Source organism: Streptomyces sp. SD15 (genome assembly GCF_054462255.1).
The window spans coordinates 52982-72094 of record NZ_JBTLMO010000040.1 but is presented as its reverse complement, the minus strand read 5'-3'; the positions used below and the strand labels follow the sequence as shown (position 1 = coordinate 72094).

16 protein-coding genes are annotated in these 19113 nt (G+C 69.7%); 1 reads left to right on the top strand and 15 read right to left on the bottom strand.

Translation table 11 applies throughout. From position 1 onward, the window contains the following. Positions 1-68: 68 nt before the first annotated feature. The 6 genes from ACX28W_RS31840 to ACX28W_RS31815 all read right to left on the bottom strand — a co-directional run bounded on the left by ACX28W_RS31840 (position 69) and on the right by ACX28W_RS31815 (position 5938). Positions 69-803, bottom strand: a complete 735-nt coding sequence (locus ACX28W_RS31840) for a hypothetical protein (protein ID WP_459003335.1) — start codon at positions 801-803, stop codon at positions 69-71. Between the two features lie 95 nt (positions 804-898). Next, positions 899-1834, bottom strand: coding sequence for a hydroxymethylbilane synthase (gene hemC / locus ACX28W_RS31835; protein WP_459003334.1), 936 nt, complete (start codon positions 1832-1834; stop codon positions 899-901). Positions 1835-1929: 95 nt separating this feature from the next. Continuing rightward, positions 1930-2421, bottom strand: coding sequence for an NUDIX domain-containing protein (locus ACX28W_RS31830; protein WP_459003332.1), 492 nt, complete (start codon positions 2419-2421; stop codon positions 1930-1932). A 492-nt stretch (positions 2422-2913) separates the two neighbouring features. Next, positions 2914-3909, bottom strand: coding sequence for a zinc ribbon domain-containing protein (locus ACX28W_RS31825; RefSeq protein WP_459003331.1), 996 nt, complete (start codon positions 3907-3909; stop codon positions 2914-2916). After that, on the bottom strand, positions 3870-4520 hold the full coding sequence (locus ACX28W_RS31820) for a hypothetical protein (RefSeq protein ID WP_459003329.1): 651 nt from the start codon (positions 4518-4520) through the stop codon (positions 3870-3872). Before ACX28W_RS31820 ends, ACX28W_RS31825 begins: the two co-directional genes overlap by 40 nt. 305 nt (positions 4521-4825) lie before the next feature. Continuing rightward, positions 4826-5938 (bottom strand): ADP-ribosylglycohydrolase family protein, encoded by a 1113-nt coding sequence (locus tag ACX28W_RS31815; RefSeq protein ID WP_459003328.1) that lies wholly within the window; start codon positions 5936-5938, stop codon positions 4826-4828. 191 nt (positions 5939-6129) lie between these two features. On the opposite strand from ACX28W_RS31815, the gene ACX28W_RS31810 reads away from it, so the two are divergent. Next, on the top strand, positions 6130-7248 hold the full coding sequence (locus tag ACX28W_RS31810; protein WP_459003352.1) for a glycerate kinase: 1119 nt from the start codon (positions 6130-6132) through the stop codon (positions 7246-7248). 296 nt (positions 7249-7544) lie between these two features. Here the strand turns inward: ACX28W_RS31810 and pssA are convergent, their stop codons facing one another. The 9 genes from pssA to ACX28W_RS31765 all read right to left on the bottom strand — a co-directional run bounded on the left by pssA (position 7545) and on the right by ACX28W_RS31765 (position 18889). After that, positions 7545-8363, bottom strand: a complete 819-nt coding sequence (pssA, locus tag ACX28W_RS31805; RefSeq protein ID WP_362074564.1) for a CDP-diacylglycerol--serine O-phosphatidyltransferase — start codon at positions 8361-8363, stop codon at positions 7545-7547. Between the two features lie 28 nt (positions 8364-8391). Beyond that, positions 8392-9039: a phosphatidylserine decarboxylase gene (locus ACX28W_RS31800; RefSeq protein WP_388865250.1), complete on the bottom strand. Its 648-nt coding sequence runs from the start codon at positions 9037-9039 to the stop codon at positions 8392-8394. A 170-nt stretch (positions 9040-9209) separates the two neighbouring features. Then, a complete protein-coding gene (locus tag ACX28W_RS31795; RefSeq protein ID WP_362074415.1) occupies positions 9210-10424 on the bottom strand; it encodes an acyl-CoA dehydrogenase family protein in 1215 nt (404 codons plus the stop codon). Positions 10425-10426: 2 nt separating this feature from the next. Then, the gene (locus ACX28W_RS31790; RefSeq protein ID WP_019071295.1) at positions 10427-10939 is read right to left on the bottom strand and encodes a MaoC family dehydratase; all 513 of its coding nucleotides are present in this window, start codon (positions 10937-10939) and stop codon (positions 10427-10429) included. 5 nt (positions 10940-10944) lie between these two features. Continuing rightward, positions 10945-11910 carry an HpcH/HpaI aldolase/citrate lyase family protein gene (locus ACX28W_RS31785; RefSeq protein ID WP_362074411.1) on the bottom strand — a complete coding sequence of 322 codons (966 nt, stop codon included), beginning with the start codon at positions 11908-11910 and terminating at the stop codon, positions 10945-10947. Then, entirely contained in the window at positions 11907-13934 is a 2028-nt protein-coding gene (locus ACX28W_RS31780) for a protein meaA (RefSeq protein ID WP_459003326.1), read from the bottom strand. Before ACX28W_RS31780 ends, ACX28W_RS31785 begins: the two co-directional genes overlap by 4 nt. Positions 13935-13944: 10 nt before the next feature. Beyond that, positions 13945-15282, bottom strand: coding sequence for a crotonyl-CoA carboxylase/reductase (gene ccrA, locus ACX28W_RS31775; protein WP_459003325.1), 1338 nt, complete (start codon positions 15280-15282; stop codon positions 13945-13947). Between the two features lie 852 nt (positions 15283-16134). Further along, positions 16135-16947: a TetR family transcriptional regulator gene (locus tag ACX28W_RS31770; protein ID WP_459003323.1), complete on the bottom strand. Its 813-nt coding sequence runs from the start codon at positions 16945-16947 to the stop codon at positions 16135-16137. A gap of 136 nt (positions 16948-17083) precedes the next feature. Then, positions 17084-18889 carry a 3-hydroxyacyl-CoA dehydrogenase family protein gene (locus ACX28W_RS31765; RefSeq protein ID WP_459003322.1) on the bottom strand — a complete coding sequence of 602 codons (1806 nt, stop codon included), beginning with the start codon at positions 18887-18889 and terminating at the stop codon, positions 17084-17086. Positions 18890-19113: the final 224 nt, after the last annotated feature.

Below are 19113 nucleotides of genomic sequence, written 5' to 3'. Positions count from 1 at the left end.
TCACCCGAAGGTAGGGAAGTCGACGAATCCGCACACGACATCGGCCGGACCGCGTCGGCGGATGCCGTTTACCCGAGCTTCGCATTCTGTGCGGTGAGTACGGCCGCCGGGATTTTCGCGTCGCTGGACTTGGCGTCGGCCAGGGCCGTGCTGTCCTCCGCGTAGTAGACGGCGAGGACGTCGTCGCTGCGTACGACGGTGCTGCGAACCGTGTGAGTAACGCCGTTGTACGTTATCGCGGCCTTGTAAGCGAGAGATTCGTCGCCCGCCGTGCCGGCTTCTTCGGGCGTGACCGAGTCGTATGTGTCGCTGTTGCCGTTCGCCTTGGCGGTGAAGCCGAGGCTGCAGGAGTCCACCGCACGGGCGAGGAGGGTGTCCATGGCGGCCGTCGCCATGCCCTCGTCGTACGTGGCGAGCGTGATGTAGGTGACTCCGCCGGCGGACTCCTCTGGCGAGACGACGTGGGTGAGGAAGGCCTTCGGCCTGCCGAGGGGCAGTTGGTTCAGCACGGATGCCAGCGGGTGGCAGGCAACCTTGTCGAGGGCGATCTCGTCCGTGGACTCGGCGAAGGCGAACTCGTCCTTCTCCAAGGAGAATTCCTTCACGGAGAACCCGTCGCCGAGGTCGGCCGCTGTGACCATCAGTTTCGCGAGGCGCTCGGTCGGGCTGAGTTCCTTCACCGGGGAATCGGTGGCCTTGGGATCGCCCGCCGCGCCGGTGCCCGAGTCGCCCCCTGCACAGCCGGTCAGGCCGGTGAGAACGGCGACGCAGAGCGCGGAGGAAGCCAGGGCGGTTCGCTTCATGGGGTATGGGTTCCTCGGTTCTCGGGGGGAGACAGGGCAGACAAGCACGACAGCCGTACGATGGCCTGCGCCTTCGGAACCCATCGAGGCCCGCCTCAGTGCGCGATGGTGTCGATCAGTTCGCGGGCGCCCTGGCGCAGGAGGGCGATGGCGACGGACATGCCGAGGGTGTCCGGGGTGAGGTGGCCGGCCCACTCCTGGGCGTTGAGGCGGGTTTTGCCGTCCGGGGTGAACACGCATGCGCGCAGGGACAGGTCGCCGTTGCGGTCGGCCTTCGCGAATCCGGCGATCGGGCTGTTGCAGTGGCCTTGGAGAACGTGCAGGAACATGCGCTCGGCGCTCGCCTCACGGTGGGTGCCGGGGTCGCCGAGGGCACTGACGGTGTCGATGAGGGCGGTGTCACCGGCACGACACTGGAGGGCGAGAATGCCCGCACCGATCGGCGGCATCATGGTCTCGGGGTCGAGGACTTCGGTGATCGCGTCCCGGCGGCCGATGCGCTCCAGTCCGGAGGCGGCCAGCAGCAGCGCGTCCGCCTCGCCGGCGGCGAGTTTCTCCAGCCGTCGGTTGGCGTTGCCGCGGAACGGGACGCACCGCAGATGGGGGTGGGAGGCGGCCAGTTGGGCGACGCGCCGCACGGACGAAGTCCCGATCCGGGCCCCGGGCGGCAGCTGGTCGAGGGTGAGCCCGTCGGGGTGGACGAGGGCGTCGCGGATGTCGTCCCGCTTGAGGAACGCCGCGAACACCGTGCCCGCCGGGAGCGGCCGGTCGGCGGGCACGTCCTTGACGCAGTGCACCGCCAGGTCCGCCTCCCCGGCCAGCAGCGCCGCGTCGACCTCCTTGGTGAACGCACCCTTGCCCTCGACCTGGGCGAGGTCGCCCATCCACTTGTCGCCGGTCGTCTTCACGGGTACGACCTCGGTTCGCGTCCCCGGGTGCAGCGCGACCAGTTCGGCGCGGACGCGCTCCACCTGGGCGAGCGCCATGGGCGAGTCGCGGGAGACGATACGGATCAGTTCAGGGGCGGACATCCCGCCACGATAGCCCCGGCCGCGGCGTGCCGTCCGCGCGAAGGGACACTCTCCAGGCGCGAAGCGACACTTCCCATGCGGCGATGAGGCACTCCTCAGCCCACCCGCTGCCCGTTCTCCAGCTCCGCCGTCCCCGCGCCCTCGGCCAGCACATCGAGCGCGGTGAGCACCCGGCGGCCCAGCGCACCCGGCAAGTGCTCCGCCAACTCCTCCCGCGGCACCAGCCGCCACGACAGCAGCTCCTCCTCCTGCAACCGGATCGCCTTCAGCTCCTGCTCGCCGAGGACCCCGCCGTCGTACAGATAGGCCACCAGCGGGGGCCGCGCCGTCCCGTGCACCCAGTCGACCGCGAGGAGCCGGCCCGGTTCGATGTCGAGGCCGATCTCCTCGGCGGTCTCCCGGCGGGCGCCCTGGCGCGGGGTCTCCCCGTCGTCCGACTCGACGGTGCCGCCCGGAAGGGCCCAGCCCTCACGGTAGTTCGGCTCGACCAGCAGGACGCGGCCATCGGCGTCACGGAACAGGGCGGCGGCACCGACGAGGACGCGAGGCAGGCCCGCGATGTACGTGGCGAAGTCTTGAGTGGTCACCGCTGAAGCGTAGCGAGCGTCGCAGATGAGTTTAGGTTTTCCTGGGTGGGGCTGGGTTTTCGGCCCGGCTCCGGTCCGGGAAAAGAGATCTCGGGTGTCCCGGTGGCCGTCCCGCCCGTGGGGCGGGGGTGGCGTGGGTGTGCAGGTGGAAGCCTGCGCCGAGTCTGGCCCCGTACGGCTGGTGCCGGGTGGGGGTGCTCATCGTGTGCGGTGCCTGCCGCCGTCCGCGCCACTGGGGGTGACGCCTTGGTGGCTGGGGCTGCCGCCCCGCCGGACGCTTTCCACCCGGACCCGCAACAGTGGTACGTGCTGTGGGACTTCCGGGTGGGGCGGGGACCCTGCGTCGCTGCCTGGGCACAGGGCGGTTCCTCGTCGGCCCCGCCTTCGTCCGATCGCCCACCGCACGAGGCTGCGGCAGACCGGACGAAGGGATGGTGCCGGGGTGGGGGATATGCCGGACCGGCTGGTCCAGCTCCTGGACCGTGCGGCGGATCACGTACGTGCCGCTCGCTGGTCCAGGACAGTTGTGTGCTGGTGGGTCAGGCCGCGGGCACCGATGCGCTGCCAGGCGGCCACGTCCCGGTCCGCGCTGTACCCGCAGTCCGCATCGGAGCACGTGGCCCACTTCCAGCCGGGCTTGGGGTTATCGGGGGCGGCGTGGTGGCGGAAGGTGCTCAGGCAGCGGGGGCAGTATTTCGAGGTGCCCCGGGCCGGGACGATGACCACCGCGATCCCGTAGGCAGCCGCTTGGTGGCGGGTATGGGTGACGATCTGCCCGCGTACGGAGGAGGACAGGCGGGTGTTGAGGGTACGGCCCTTGCCGCGCGCCTCCATGTCCCGCAGATCCTCCAGGTAGATCACCGTGGCCCCGGCGGCGCGGGCGGTCTCGACCATGAAGCGGGCGGCGGCCTTGGCCAGCTGCTCGTTCAGTTTCGTCCGCCGCCTGCTGACCGCCGCGTGCTCGGCCTCAAGGACCGCCGGCTTCACCGCGGTGAGCGGCTCGGGCCACTGCCCGGCCATGGCCCGGCCGTCGACGAGGGACTGCAGATGGGCGGCCTTGGTCCACAGGTGCTCGCCGAGGATACGCAGCCGGTCGGCCTTGGCCAGGATCCCGTCCGGGCGGAAGAACACCGGCCGCCCGTCGGTGGCCACGGTGGGCTCGGCGCCGCCGGTGAGCAGGGTATTGAGCCCGTAGTCGAAGGCCACCGCACGTACGTGCCCGTCGCGACGGGTCTTGGGGGCGGCGGTGGTGAACGCAACGTCCAGGCGCAGTCGCCCGCCGCGCAGCCGCAGGGTGGGGACATGCAGGGCGGCGGCCAGAGGGATGGTCGGGGGCAGCCGGAAGCGGATCACGGTCGGATGCCAGTCCGCGCGGGTGCGTGGATCGGGGCGCACCGGCAACCGCACACTCAGCAGGCCGTAGTGGGCGGGGGCGTCCTCGCAGCGCCTCAGGGTGCACAGCTGCTTGTCCGCGGCGGCCAGCACCACCTGCCGCCCACCACCCGGCGCCCCTCCAGCGCGCACACATCCACAGGCAGATGCCCGTACGTCGCCTGGAAGGCGACCACCTGCCGGGTCCGGGCGCGCAGCACCGAGGCCGCCACCGCCTGCCCGTCCGGACACGCCGCCCGCAACGCCGCCCACCCGGTCTCGGTGCGCCGCAGGGGATCGGCATCCGGGCCGACAGGCCAGGTGGCCAGGACCGCGTCGGTGATCTCGCTACGCCACCAGGCCGACCGCAGCGCCCGCCCGGCCTGCTCCTCAGCCACCCGCCGTACCCGGTCCGGCACATACAGCCCCTCCGGAACCACCGCACCCCAGCCCAGCGTGCGCACGGCCATCCACGCGTTCGACGGCAGCCGGGCCCCCGACCGGTCCCTCCCGGAGGCGAGTTGCGCAAGGTCGGGCCGGTTCCAGTGCGCGGACGTCACCTCGGTACACAGCGCCTCGACCAGGGACGTCAGCCAGCCCACCCGTCCCGCCAGCACTCCGGCGCCCAGCACCTCGCCGGTCACCGTGTCCAGGCCCCTGAACGCGGACGCGGAGGCACACGCGATGCGCTCCGTCTCCCCCTCGCCCAGCTGGATCGTCCGCCGCACCGTCCACCACCTCCCCGCCCTGCTTCGACCTGTTGTCCGATCATCGGACTCACATGCACAACGCACCCCACCCGCAGAGGTCACGCAGCAATCGAAAACAGCCCGAGCAGACCGCAAGGATCACAGCAACACCCAGGCGAACCAGGCAAACCGATCCACTGTTGGCAACCCTGCACAGCCGCTCCTCGGACACGCTGCCCGGCACGGCGACATGACAGATGACAGATCGGGCTGAGCCGGTGAGCCGGTCCAGTCCGCTGCGCGACCGGCTGATGCCGCGGGCGATGGGCGTCACGCCGACGTGTTCAGGGTGTTGCAGGCGGCTCCGGTGGGTCAGGGGTCTCGGCCTGCACGAGCTGGACCGTCCGCGCGGCCAGCTCACTGATCCGCACCCTGTCGAAGCCGAACACCGCACTCCGTACGGTGTCCTCCAACGGGTCCTTCCACTGCGCGGGAATGGCCGCCGCCCCGCACAGGACTCCCGCCACCGAGCCGGCGGTCGCGCCGTTCGAGTCGGTGTCCAGGCCGCCCCGGACGGTCAGCGTGATGGTGCGGGTGAAGTCACCGTCGCCGTACAGGAGCCCCGCGGTGAGGACCGCGGCGTTCGGGATCGTGTGGATCCAGCCGAGCCCCGCGGTCTCCTCGGAGACCGTCGTGAGCGTGTCCTCCCAGGTCATCCGGGTCTCGTGCAGCGTGAGCACCCGGCGTACGGTGCGCGCGAGGCGGCAGCTCGCGGGGATCACCGTGAGCGCCGTGTCTAGTGCGTGCCGCACGTTGGGCGCGGTGAAGGCCGCCGAGATCAGTGCCGCCGCCCACATCGCGCCGTACACGCCGTTGCCCGTGTGCGACAGGACGGCGTCCCGGCGGGCCAGGGAGGCCGCGCGGCGCGGCGCGCCCGGGCTGGTCCAGCCGTGGACATCGGCGCGGATCAGAGCGCCGATCCACTCCTGGTACGGATTGTCGTACGTCGCTGTCAGCGGCGGTTTCAGCCCATTGGCGAGGTTGCGGTACGCGGCCCGTTCAGCCGTGAACGTCTGCAGATAGGGCAGCCGCAGCAGCCACAGGTCCCCGACCTGCTCGGTGCTGAAGCCGAAGCCGTGCGTCTCCAGGAGGTCGAGACCGAGGATCGCGTAGTCCACGTCGTCGTCGCGGCAGCTGCCGTGGATACGGCCGCGTACGCACTGGCGCCACTCGGGCCGCAGCGTGAACTCGCCACCGTCGCCGTTGCCGCCGGCGGCGGCGGGCTCGGGGAGGTAGTCGGTGAGGGGCAGGGCGGCGGCCTGCCGCAGATAGCGGTCGATGCGTTCCCGCGTCCAGTGGTCGCCCTGCTCGACCGGTTTGCCGAGCATGTTGCCCGCGATCCGGCCCAGCCAGCCCCCGAGGATGCGGTCCGCGAGTTCGGTGCCCATAGGGGTCATGGCTCCGGTTTACCCAATTTCGGGCGCGCACGCGCGGTGTTCCGCGGGCCGGGCGGGGGCATGACGTCAGGGGCGTCCTCCGGTTAAGGTCGCAGCGGCGCGACTGCCTTGACGTGTGCAAGGCCAGAAAGCAAGGGGAAAACAAGGTGGCGGACGCTGCTGTGAAGACGACGCTTGCGAGCACTGAGCGGGTGTTGATCGCCGCGGACAAGTTCAAGGGTTCGCTGACCGCCGTACAGGTCGCGGAGCGCGTGACGGCCGGGCTGCGCCGGGTCGCGCCCGGCGTCCAGGTGGAGGCGCTGCCCGTGGCCGACGGCGGCGACGGCACCGTGGACGCGGCGGTCGCGGCCGGGTTCGAGCGCCGGGAGGTACGAGTCGCCGGGCCGCTCGGTGACGAGGTCACGGCGGCGTTCGCGCTGCGCGGCGACACGGCGGTCGTGGAGATGGCGGAGGCGAGCGGACTGCAACGGCTGCCCGCCGGGGTCTTCGCGCCGCTCACCTCGTCCACCTACGGATCCGGGGAGCTGCTCCGGGCCGCGCTGGACGCCGGGGTTCGGACGATCGTGTTCGGAGTGGGCGGCAGCGCGACGACGGACGGCGGGGCGGGAATGCTGTCCGCGCTCGGGGCGCGGTTCCTGGACGCGGAGGGGGAGCCGGTGGCTCCCGGCGGCGCCGCGCTCGGCGAGCTGGCGACCGCCGACCTGTCGGGCCTGGACACACGGCTCGCCTCGGTCGACTTCGTCCTCGCGAGCGATGTCGACAATCCGCTCACCGGGCCGAAAGGCGCGCCCGCCGTGTACGGCCCGCAGAAGGGGGCGAGCCCCGACGACGTGGAGATCCTGGACGCGGCGCTCGCCCACTACGCCTCGGTCCTGGAGAGTGCGATCGGGGCCAGGGCCGCGGAGTACGCCCAGGCGGCGGGGGCGGGGGCCGCGGGCGGGATCGGGTACGGGGCGCTGGTCCTGGGCGCCCGTTTCCGACCCGGTATCGAGGTCATGCTCGATGTGCTGGGCTTCGCGCCCGCCCTCGATCGTGCGACGCTCGTGATCACTGGTGAGGGGTCTCTCGACGAGCAGACCCTGCACGGGAAGGCTCCCGCCGGTGTCGCGGCGGCCGCCCGCGCGGCCGGTAAGGAGGTGGTCGCGGTGTGCGGCCGTCTGGGTCTGCACCCGGAGGCGCTCGGCAGGGCCGGTATTCGGCGGGCGTACCCGCTCACGGAGGTCGAGCCCGACATCGCGCGGTGCATCTCCGATGCGGGGCCGATTCTGGAGAGGGTGGCGGAGAACATCGGACGGGACTTCCTGGGCTGAGACGGGTGGTTCTTCGCCCCCGCCGCCCCTACCCGGTCCCGTCCCCTGGGGGCTCCGCCCCCAGACCCCGGCCTTCGCCCGAAGGGCTCGTCCTCAAACGCCGGACGGGCTGACATACCCAGCCCGTCCGGCGTTTGAGGACGAGGCCGTCCAGGCCGAACGGGGGTCTGGGGGCGGAGCCCCCAGGGATGGGACGGGTAGGGGCGGCGGGGGCGAAAACACAACCCGGCCCGGAAACGCCGCAGGGCCCCGAACCACCCGGTTCAGGGCCCCACCACGTACTGCCGAACAAACCGCTACGGCAACTGCGCCGCCCGCGCCTCACGCCGGTTGTCGCGGAAGTTGTTCACCCTCCGAGCCGTGGCGAAGAGGGGAATCACCGCACCGAGCACGAGCTGCAGCGCACAGCCCGTCTGGAGGAGCAGCTGGCCCCCCGGCGCGTCGAACGCCCAGGCCGCCAGCAGCCCCATGCTGAGGACGATCCAGGAGAGCATCGCCACCGCGAGACGGCCCCGCGGTTTCGGATACTCGACCCGGCTCACCATGAGCCACGCGGTGCCGAGGATCGCCATCAGCGTGGCGACGAACGGCAGCTCGAGGAGGACGATGGAGACCACCGTGAGCGCCCCGAAGGGTGAGGGCATGCCCTGGAACGTGCCGTCCTTCACCGTGACGCAGGAGAAGCGCGCAAGGCGAAGCACGACCGCCAGCAGGACCACGATGGCTCCCACCGCCGCCACCCGCTGATGCGCGTCGTCCGCGACCATGCCGTAGACGAGGACGAAGTACGCCGGAGCCAGACCGAAACTGATCAGGTCGGAGAGGTTGTCCAGCTCCGCGCCCATGGGGGAGGAGCGGAGCTTCCGCGCCACCAGGCCGTCGAAGAGGTCGAAGACCGCCGCGCACAGCATGAGGATGACGGCCGTGGCCGCGCTGTGGCGGGCCATGCCGGACTCCTGGCTGCCCGTGAGATGCGGGATCAGGATGCCGGTGGTGGTGAAGTACACCGCCATGAAGCCGCACGTGGCGTTGCCGAGCGTGAGGGTGTCCGCTATTGAGAGGCGGAGCGAGAGAGGCATCTCCTCCTCGTCGTCCACCTCGTCGGCCTCCGGCACCCAGCCGGTGCCGGTCTGCGTCTCGGGATCAATCACGGTCAATTCGAGTCACCCCAGCCACGGTCTTCTGACCGACCTCCACATCGACGTCGACACCCTCGGGGAGGTAGATGTCGACGCGCGAGCCGAAGCGGATCAGGCCGATCCGGTCGCCCTGCTCGACCTTGGTGCCCTGGGGGATGTACGGCACGATACGGCGAGCGACGGCGCCGGCGATCTGGATCATCTCGATGTCACCGAGCTCGGTGTCGAAGTGCCAGACGACGCGTTCGTTGTTCTCGCTCTCCTTGTTGAACGCCGGAACGAACCCACCGGGGATGTGCTCGACCGACGCCACCGTGCCGGAGAGCGGCGCACGGTTGACGTGGACGTTGAGCGGGCTCATGAAGATCGCGACGCGGGTGCGTCCGTCCTTCCACGGCATGATGCTCTGCACCACACCGTCGGCGGGCGAGATGACCCGGCCCTGGGCGATCTCGCGCTCGGGGTCGCGGAAGAACCACAGCATGCCCGCCGCGAGCGCGGTGGCGGGTACGGCCACGGCCTTGGCGGCGCCGGAGCGGCGCGCGCGGGCCAGGCTGAGTGCTGCGGTGGCAACGGTCGGGAGAAGCCACGGCGATGCTCCGCGCGCGAGGCGGACCCGGCCGCGAGGTGCAGAGGTTTGGCTGTGGGGCATGGATGACCTTCGTAGCGGATGATGCCGCGCTGTAACGGGGGACGGCGGCTTTCCCGGGATGGTACCGGTCGGGGGCCACAACTGGGCAAGCCAGGAAGCCGAGTCGGCGGCCGAAGAGAGCCTACGGGGTGTGATCTTCTTCTCGGAGAAAACACCCCGAACCGGAACATCTAACCCTGGAGTCGGTACTCTTCGAGCAGTCGGCGCCCGATGATCATTTTCTGGATTTCGGCGGTCCCTTCACCGATCAGCAGCATCGGTGCCTCGCGGTAGAGGCGCTCGATCTCGTACTCCTTGGAGAAGCCGTAGCCGCCGTGGATCCGAAAAGCGTCCTCGACCACTTCCTTGCAGTATTCGGAGGCGAGGTACTTCGCCATCCCTGCCTCGAGGTCGTTTCGTTCCCCGGAGTCCTTTTTGCGTGCAGCGTTCACCATCATGGCATGGGCGGCTTCGACCTTGGTAGCCATCTCCGCGAGCTTGAACTGGATGGCCTGGTGCTGGGCGATCGGCTTGCCGAAGGTGTGACGCTGCTGGGCATAGGAGACGCCCAGCTCAAAGGCGCGCTGAGCGACACCGCAGCCACGGGCCGCCACGTTCACACGGCCGACCTCCACTCCGTCCATCATTTGGTAAAACCCTCGGCCGGTGGTGCCGCCGAGTACCCGATTGGCCGGAACGCGCAGTCCGTCCATGATGAGCTCGGTGGTGTCGACACCCTTGTAGCCCATCTTGTCGATCTTCCCGGGGATGGTGAGGCCGGGACGGACCTCGCCGAAGCCGGGCTCCTTCTCGACCAGGAAGGTCGTCATCGACTTGTGGGGCTTGGCGGCTGCCTCCTCAGGGGAGTGTCCTTCGTCACTCCGCACGAGCACGGCCACCAGGGTCGACGTACCGCCGTTCGTCAGCCACATCTTCTGGCCGTTCAGGACGTACTCGTCGCCGTCCTTGACCGCCTTCGACGTGATCGCGGACACATCCGAGCCGAGGCCCGGCTCCGACATCGAGAACGCGCCCCGCACCTCGCCCAGCGCCATCCGGGGCAGGAAGTGGTCCTTCTGCTCCTGCGTGCCGTGCTGCTTGAGCATGTACGCCACGATGAAGTGCGTGTTGATGATCCCGGAGACGGACATCCAGCCGCGGGCGATCTCCTCCACACACAGCGCGTACGTCAGGAGGGACTCGCCCAGGCCGCCGTACTCCTCGGGAATCATCAGGCCGAAGAGGCCCAACTCCTTGAGGCCGTCGACGATCTGCTGCGGGTATTCGTCGCGGTGCTCCAGCTCGGTGGCGACCGGGATGATCTCCTTGTCCACGAAGTCGCGGACAGTGGAGAGGATCTCCTGCTGGACGTCGGTGAGACCGGCGGTCTGGGCGAGTCGCGCCATGGCTACTTCTCCTGCTCCTTGAGCTGGGGGCGGCCGGGCTGCTCGCCGCCGCGCTCCTTGATGTACGTCTCGGTGGGGACCATCACCTTGCGGCGGAAGACACAGACCAGCGTGCCGTCCTGCTTGTACCCCTTGGTCTCCACGTAGACGATTCCACGGTCGTTCTTCGACTTCGAGGGCGTCTTGTCGAGGACCGTCGTCTCGCCGTAGATCGTGTCGCCGTGGAAGGTCGGCGCCACGTGCTTCAGCGACTCGATCTCCAGGTTGGCGATCGCCTTGCCCGATACGTCCGGGACCGACATGCCGAGCAGGAGCGAGTAGATGTAGTTCCCGACCACGACGTTCTTGCCGAAGTCCGTCGTGTTCTCGGCGTAGTTGGCGTCCATGTGGAGCGGGTGGTGGTTCATCGTCAGGAGACAGAAGAGGTGGTCGTCGTACTCCGTGACCGTTTTTCCGGGCCAGTGCTTGTAGACCGCGCCGACCTCGAACTCCTCGTACGTGCGTCCGAACTGCATGCTGCTCAGGCCTCCGGGGCTTCGAACTTGCTGGTGCGCTGCATGCCGGCGGCCCGGCCCTTGCCCGAGATGACGAGGGCCATCTTGCGGCTGGCCTCGTCGATCATCTCGTCGCCGAGCATCGCGGAGCCCTTCTTGCCGCCCGCCTCGGACGTGCAGTACTCGTACGCGTCCAGGATCAGCTCGGCGTGGTCGAAGTCCTCCTGGGAGGGCGAGAAGATCTCGTTGGCCGCGGCGACCTGGTCCGGGTGCAGCACCCACTTGCCGTCGAAACCGAGGGCGGCGGCGCGCTGTGCGACCTCGCGGTAGCCCTCCTGGTTGCGGATCTGGAGGTAGGGGCCGTCGATCGCCTGGAGGTCGTGCGTACGGGCGGCCATCAGGATGCGCATGAGGATGTAGTGGTACGCGTCCGCCGGGTAGCCCGGGGGCTGCTCGCCGACCACCAGCGACTTCATGTTGATCGATGCCATGAAGTCGGCCGGGCCGAAGATGATGGTCTCTACACGCGGTGAGGCAGCGGCGATCTCGTCGACGTTCACCAGCCCCTTCGCGTTCTCGATCTGCGCCTCGATGCCGATCTTGCCGACCTCGAAGCCCATCGTCTTCTCGATCTGGGTCAGCAGCAGGTCGAGGGCGACGATCTGCTGGGCGTCCTGGACCTTCGGCAGCATGATGCAGTCGAGGTTCTGGCCCGCCCCCTCGACGACGGTGACGACATCCCGGTACGTCCAGTGCGTCGTCCAGTCGTTGACGCGCACGACCCGCGTCTTGCCGGTCCAGTCGCCCTCGTTGAGGAACTTCACGATGGTGTGCCGTGCGTCGGGCTTGGCCAGCGGGGCGCAGGCGTCCTCCAGGTCGAGGAAGACCTGGTCCGCGGGGAGGCCCTGGGCCTTCTCCAGGAAGCGGGGATTCGAGCCGGGTACGGCCAGGCAGGAACGCCGCGGACGAAGGCGGTTGACGGGCGTGGTCATGCGGGGACCTCCAGGGGGTCGAGCTTGTTCGCTTTCCGGATCTCGTCGACGATACGACCGATGATTCCGGTGATGTCGAAGTCCTTCGGGGTGAAGACCGCGGCCACTCCCGCGGCCCGCAGCTGTTCGGCGTCGGCGTTCGGGATGATGCCGCCCGCGATCACCGGGATGTCGGCGGCGCCGGCCTCGCGCAGCCGTTCCAGCACGTCCGGCACCAACTGCGCGTGCGAGCCGGACAGGATGGACAGCCCGACGCCGTGCACATCCTCGGCGACGGCGGCGTCCACGATCTGCTCGGGCGTGAGCCGGATGCCCTGGTAGACCACCTCGAACCCGGCGTCGCGGGCCCGCACGGCGATCTGCTCGGCGCCGTTGGAGTGGCCGTCCAGACCCGGCTTGCCCACCAGGAAACGGAGTTTGCCGACGCCGAGGTCGCGGGCGGTCTCCTCGACCTTGCGGCGTACCAGCGCCAGCGCGGTGCCCTCCTCGGCGGTGACCGCGACGGGCGCGGACGAGACACCGGTCGGGGCCCGGAACTCGCCGAACACCTCGCGCAGGGCCCCGGACCACTCGCCGGTCGTGACTCCGGCGCGGGCGCACTCCAGGGTGGCCTCCATGAGGTTGCCGGTGCCCTTGGCCGCCTCCATCAGCCGCTTCAGCGCCTTGCACGGGCGCGGGTGGTTGAACGGCGGCTGGTAACGCGTGTCGCGCCAGTGCTGGAGCGCGGCGACGACACGGGCCTCGACCGCCGGGTCGACCGTCTGGATCGCCGCGTCCAGGTCGGCGGTGAGCGGGTTCGGCTCGGTCGACTCGAAGATGTTGACGCCGACGATCTTCTCGGTGCCGCCCTCGATCCGGGCCCGGCGCTCGGCGTGCGAGGAGACGAGCTGCGACTTCAGATAGCCCGACTCGACGGCGGCCATCGCCCCGCCCATCTCCTCGATCCGGTCGATCTCGGCCAGCGACTCCTCGACGAGAGCCGAGACCTTGGCCTCGATGACGTGCGAGCCCTCGAAGATGTCCTCGTACTCCAGCAGATCGCTCTCGTGCGCCAGCACCTGCTGGATGCGCAGCGACCACTGCTGGTCCCAGGGGCGGGGCAGGCCCAGCGCCTCGTTCCAGGCGGGCAGTTGCACGGCACGCGCGCGTGCGTCCTTCGAGAGCGTCACGGCCAGCATCTCCAGGACGATCCGCTGGACGTTGTTCTCCGGCTGTGCCTCGGTCAGACCGAGGGAGTTGACCTGGACGCCGTACCGGAAGCGCCGCTGCTTGGGGTCCTGGATGCCGTACCGCTCGCGCGTGATCTCGTCCCAGATACGGCCGAACGCCCGCATCTTGCACATCTCCTCGATGAAGCGGACGCCCGCGTTCACGAAGAAGGAGATACGGGCGACGACGTCGCCGAACTTCTCGGCCGGCACCTGCCCGGAGTCACGGACGGCGTCCAGCACCGCGATGGCCGTGGACATGGCGTACGCGATCTCCTGGACCGGGGTCGCCCCCGCCTCCTGGAGGTGGTACGAGCAGATGTTGATCGGGTTCCACTTGGGCATGTGGGAGACCGTGTAGGTGATCATGTCCGTCGTCAGGCGCAGCGACGGTCCCGGCGGGAAGACATGCGTCCCCCGCGACAGGTACTCCTTCACGATGTCGTTCTGCGTCGTCCCCTGGAGCTGGGTGATGTCCGCACCCTGCTCCTCGGCGACGACCTGATAGAGCGCCAGCAGCCACATGGCGGTGGCGTTGATGGTCATCGAGGTGTTCATCTGCTCCAGGGGGATGTCCTGGAACAGCCGGCGCATGTCACCGAGGTGCGAGACCGGAACCCCGACCCGGCCGACCTCGCCGCGGGCGAGGATGTGGTCGGGGTCGTAGCCGGTCTGCGTCGGCAGGTCGAACGCGACCGACAGACCGGTCTGGCCCTTGGCCAGGTTGCGCCGGTACAGCTCGTTGGACGCCTCGGCGGTGGAGTGACCGGCGTACGTGCGCATCAACCACGGCCGGTCTTTCTGGCGCTCTGTCATCTGGGGGACCTCAGACGTTCCGGAAGCGGTTGATGGCGTCGATGTGCTGCGCGCGCTTCTCCTCGTCGCGCACGCCCAGGCCCTCACGGGGGGCGAGCGCCAGGACTCCGACCTTGCCCTGATGGAGGTTGCGGTGCACGTCGTACGCGGCCTGCCCGGTCTCCTCCAGGGAGTACACCTTGGAGAGCGTCGGGTGGATCTTGCCCTTGGCGACGAGCCGGTTGGCCTCCCAGGCCTCGCGGTAGTTCGCGAAGTGCGAGCCGATGATGCGCTTCAGCGACATCCACAGGTAGCGGTTGTCGTACTCGTGGTTGTAGCCCGAGGTCGAGGCGCAGGTGACGATCGTGCCGCCCTTTCGGGTGACGTACACGGAGGCGCCGAAGGTCTCGCGCCCCGGGTGCTCGAAGACGATGTCCACATCCTCGCCCCCGGTCAGCTCACGGATCCGCTTCCCGAAGCGCTTCCACTCCTTCGGGTCCTGGTGGTGCTCGTCCTTCCAGAACTGGTAGCCCTCGGCGTTGCGGTCGATGATCGCCTCGGCGCCCATCTTTCGGCAGATGTCCGCCTTCTGGTCGCTGCTGACGACACAGATGGGGTTGGCGCCACCGGCGAGCGCGAACTGCGTGGCGTACGAGCCGAGACCGCCGCTCGCGCCCCAGATCAGCACGTTGTCGCCCTGCTTCATGCCGGCGCCGTTGCGCGAGACCAGTTGGCGGTACGCGGTGGAGTTCACCAGGCCCGGGGCGGCGGCCTCCTCCCACGACAGGTGGCCGGGCTTCGGCATCAGCTGGTTGGACTTGACGAGCGCGATCTCCGCGAGCCCGCCGAAGTTGGTCTCGAAGCCCCAGATGCGCTGCTCGGGGTCGAGCATCGTGTCGTTGTGGCCGTCGGACGACTCCAGCTCGACGGACAGGCAGTGCGCGACGACCTCGTCACCGGGCTTCCAGGCGTTCACGCCGGGGCCGGTGCGCAGGACGACGCCCGCCAGGTCGGAGCCGATGATGTGGTACGGCAGGTCGTGCCGCTTGGTGAGCTCGCTGAGCTTGCCGTAGCGCTCCAGGAAGCCGAAGGTCGGCAGCGGCTCGAAGATCGAGGTCCACACCGAGTTGTAGTTGACGGAGGAGGCCATGACGGCCACCAGGGCCTCGCCCGGTCCGAGCTCCGGCACCGGCACGTCGTCCAGGTGGATCGACTTGCGGGGGTCCTTGTCGCGGGTGGCGAGACCGGCGAACATCTCCGTCTCGTCCTTGCGCACGGTGATCGCGCGGTACGACTCGGGGAGCGGCAGAGCGGCGAAGTCGGCGGACGTGGCGGTCCGCGACTGAATCGCGTCCAGGATTTCCTTCACGGTGGTGCCTCCGGCGATAAGCGTCCTGAGGGGAACGCTGAGGGTTACGTCGGTGCTGCTGCTGTGGGGATGAGGGGTGTGCCGTCGGTTCGGCGAAGGTGTGGTGCTGTGGCAGCGCTTTGTGGCGCAGGAGGTTGCCTGTGACGCAGGCGTCCGGGCGCGCTCGCCAGTGGCTTGCGGGGACAGCCGACGTACGAAAGGTCTCTGCACGCCGGCCGCCCGGACAACATCAACGTATGGCACGCCGTGTCACCTGACAAGGCACGGAGTGCCAAAAGCTGCGCTCAGGTGAAATCTTTACGTAACACGTGAGCGATGATCGATCAAACAACCGTTTGATCGATCAAAATGGCCTGCTCAGAGGAGGGATGGCGGGGGCCGGAGAGCGGCTGGAGGGGCCTGGAGGGAGAGCCGAAAGGGCCACGGGATGGGTCGCCGGAGGGGGCACGGGGAGGGCTGAGGGGGGCACTACGAGGGCCCGGGGGGGCGACGGGGCGGTCGGAGGACGTCTGCGAGGCACGCCGGGCCCGCTCCTGCCGCGGCGCGAAGAGCCCCCACGCCCCGATGTCGGCGCGCAGAGCCTCCGGCTCCTGTCGGCGACATGAAGGGCTCTTCGCGGCCCCTCCGTCGGCGCAAAGAGCCCCGCCTCATCATCGGCGCGCAGAGCCGTTTTGCGTCGGCGGCGGGGCGGCCGGGGCTCGTGCGTCCGAGGGTGAGGTTCAGCTGGGCTCCGGGCCGTCGCACGGGTCGGCGCACGGTCGAAGGTGGTTCACTCCTCGGACGGGCGGGACATTTCAGGCCGTCCGGCGATGGGGGACACGCGGCGGAGCCGCGGTTCTGTGACGGACGGCGCTACGACCGTTCCCTGAGCGCCTGTTCGATGGTTCGCATGACCTGGTCCAGCGGGGCATCGACCCGGGCCAGGGTCACCAGGACCTCCCCCTCCGTGAACGAGGAAGCCGGCGCCGTCCGAGGCGCCGCCTCCCGCCCGGCCCCGATCCCGGTCCCGAAGGTCTTCCGGACGATCGAGAAGGCGTGGTCGAGCTGGGACTCGACGTCACCCTGCCCCCCGGCCCGCAACCAGCGCCGTAGGACATGGTTGTGCGCGGTGACCACGGCGGACGCCGCGACCTCCGCGAGCAGCGGATCGTCGTTCGCGTCGTCGTCGTGCGCGTGCTCGTCGAAGTGGCCCAGGAGATAACGGGTGAACAGCCGCTCGTAACGGGCCACGGAGGCGATCTCGGCCTCGCGCAGCGTCGGCACCTCGCGGGTCAGCTTGTAGCGCGAGACGGAGATTTCCGGCTGCGCCGCGTACATCTTCATGACTTCCTTGATGCCGCGGCACACCGTGTCGAGCGGGTGCTCGTGCGCCGGTGCCGCGTTGAGGACGGCCTCGGCGCGGATCAAGGTGTCGTCATGGTCGGGGAAGATCGCCTCTTCCTTCGAACGGAAGTGGCGGAAGAACGTGCGGCGAGCCACCCCGGCCCGGGCCGCGATCTCGTCGACGGTGGTCGCCTCGTACCCCTTGGTCGCGAACAGCTCCATGGCCGCGGCCGCCAATTCACGGCGCATCTTGAGCCGTTGGGCGGCGGCGCGACTGCCTGCGGCACTTTCCGGCGCGTCGGGCGTAGCTGGTGTACGTGAGGACTTGGCGGGCTGGGACATGACCCGAACGTACTGCATGTGCGCAGGAGAACGCGCATGGCCGGGGAACCCCCCGCCCTCCAGGGGCGGGGGGTATCCGGCCGGGTCGAGCAGTCCGCCCCAGTCGGCGCTGTCACCGAACCAGTCGCCGGGACGCTCAGCGGCGGGCATATTCGCGGAAGCCGCGGCCCGTCTTGCGGCCGAGGCAGCCCGCGGCCACCAAGTGCTCCAGGAGCGGCGCCGGGGCGAGACCGGGGTCGCGGAACTCGCGGTGCAGCACCTTCTCGATGGCCAGCGAGACGTCCAGGCCGACCACGTCAAGGAGTTCGAAGGGCCCCATCGGGTACCCGCCGCCCAGCTTCATCGCGGCGTCGATGTCGTCGAGCGTCGCGTAGTGCTCCTGCACCATCTTGATCGCGTTGTTCAGGTACGGGAAGAGCAGCGCGTTCACGATGAAACCGGCACGGTCACCGCAGTCCACCGGGTGCTTGCGGATCTTCGCGCAGACCTCGCGGACCGTGCCGTGCACGTCGTCCGCGGTCAGGACGGTCCGCACGACCTCGACGAGCTTCATCGCCGGGGCCGGGTTGAAGAAGTGCATGCCGATCACGTCCTGCGGGCGCGAGGTGGCGCGGGCGCAGGCGACGACGGGCAGCGAGGAGGTGGTGGTGGCGAGGATCGCGCCGGGCTTGCACACCTTGTCGAGCACCGCGAACAGCTGCTGCTTGACCTCCAGGTCCTCGGCGACCGCCTCCAGGGCGAGATCGACCTCGGAGAAGGCGTCGTACGAGCCCGCCGGGGTGATCAGGTCCAGGGTGCTTGCGGCGGCCTCCGCGGTCATCCGGCCCTTGTCGACCGAGCGTGCGAGCGACTTGCCGATCCGGGCCTTGGCGGCCTGCGCCTTTTCCTCGCTGCGGGCGGCCAGGACGACCTCGTACCCGGCCTTCGCGAAGACCTCGGCGATGCCGGACGCCATGGTTCCGGAGCCGGCGACACCGACGGAGCGCACTGTGCGGCCAGGCGTTTCGGGGCCGCCGGTCAGCGGCGTCAGCGCGTCCCGCACGACGGTCGCGCTGCCGGGAGCCTCGTACGAGTAGAAGCCGCGCCCCGACTTGCGGCCGGTCAGGCCCGCCTCGCTGAGCTGCTTGAGGATGGGTGCGGGCGCGTGCAGCCGGTCGCGGGACTCGGTGTACATGGCCTCCAGGACCGTACGCGCCGTGTCGATGCCGATCAGGTCGAGCAGGGCGAGCGGGCCCATGGGCAGTCCGCAGCCGAGCTTCATCGCGGCGTCGATGTCCTCGCGGGAGGCGTACTTGGCCTCGTACATGGCTGCGGCCTGGTTGAGGTAGCCGAACAGCAGCCCGTCGGCGACGAAGCCGGGGCGGTCGCCGACCGCGACGGGCTCCTTGCCGAGGTCGAGCGCGAGGTTGGTGACCGCCGAGACGGCCGTGGGCGCGGTCAGCACCGAGGAGACCACCTCGACCAGCTTCATCGCGGGCGCCGGGTTGAAGAAGTGCAGGCCCAGGACACGCTCGGGGCGGGCCGAGTCGGCGGCCAGGCGCGTGACGGAGAGGGCGTTGGTGCCGGTGGCGAGGATGGTGTCCGGGCGGACAATGCCGTCGAGCGCCCGGAAGACCTGCTGCTTGATGTCGTACGACTCCGGGGTCACCTCGATGACCAGGTCGGCGTCGGCCGCGGCAGCCAGGTCGGTGGAGGTGCGGAAGCGGGAGAGGACGTCGTCGCGCTCCTGCTCGGTGAGGCGCCCGCGCTGCACGGCGCGGGCGGTGCAGGCTTCCATCGCCGTGACGGCCCGGGTGGCCGCGGCCTCGCTGATGTCGATGCCGACGACTTCGAGGCCGGCCCGGGCGAGGACCTCGGCGATGCCGGTGCCCATCGTGCCGAGGCCGACGACGGCAATGGTCTTGAGCGGGGACAGACGGGTGTCGGACAGGGGAGTGGCCATCGAGGGACTCCAGAAATGAGGGTGACGACTGAGGAGCGCACGCGGGTACGCCGAGATGAGCGCACGAAGTGCGGAAGGTGCGGGTGTTTGCCGGGCTGACGAGCGCACACGCCCGGTGAAGGGTGAAGCCGACCGGCCCTGTCCCGGAGCCACGTCGTACTGAGGTACCGAACCGACTGCTCTCTCGGTGGCTGCGTCACCAGGCCACCGCGAGTAAGACACGA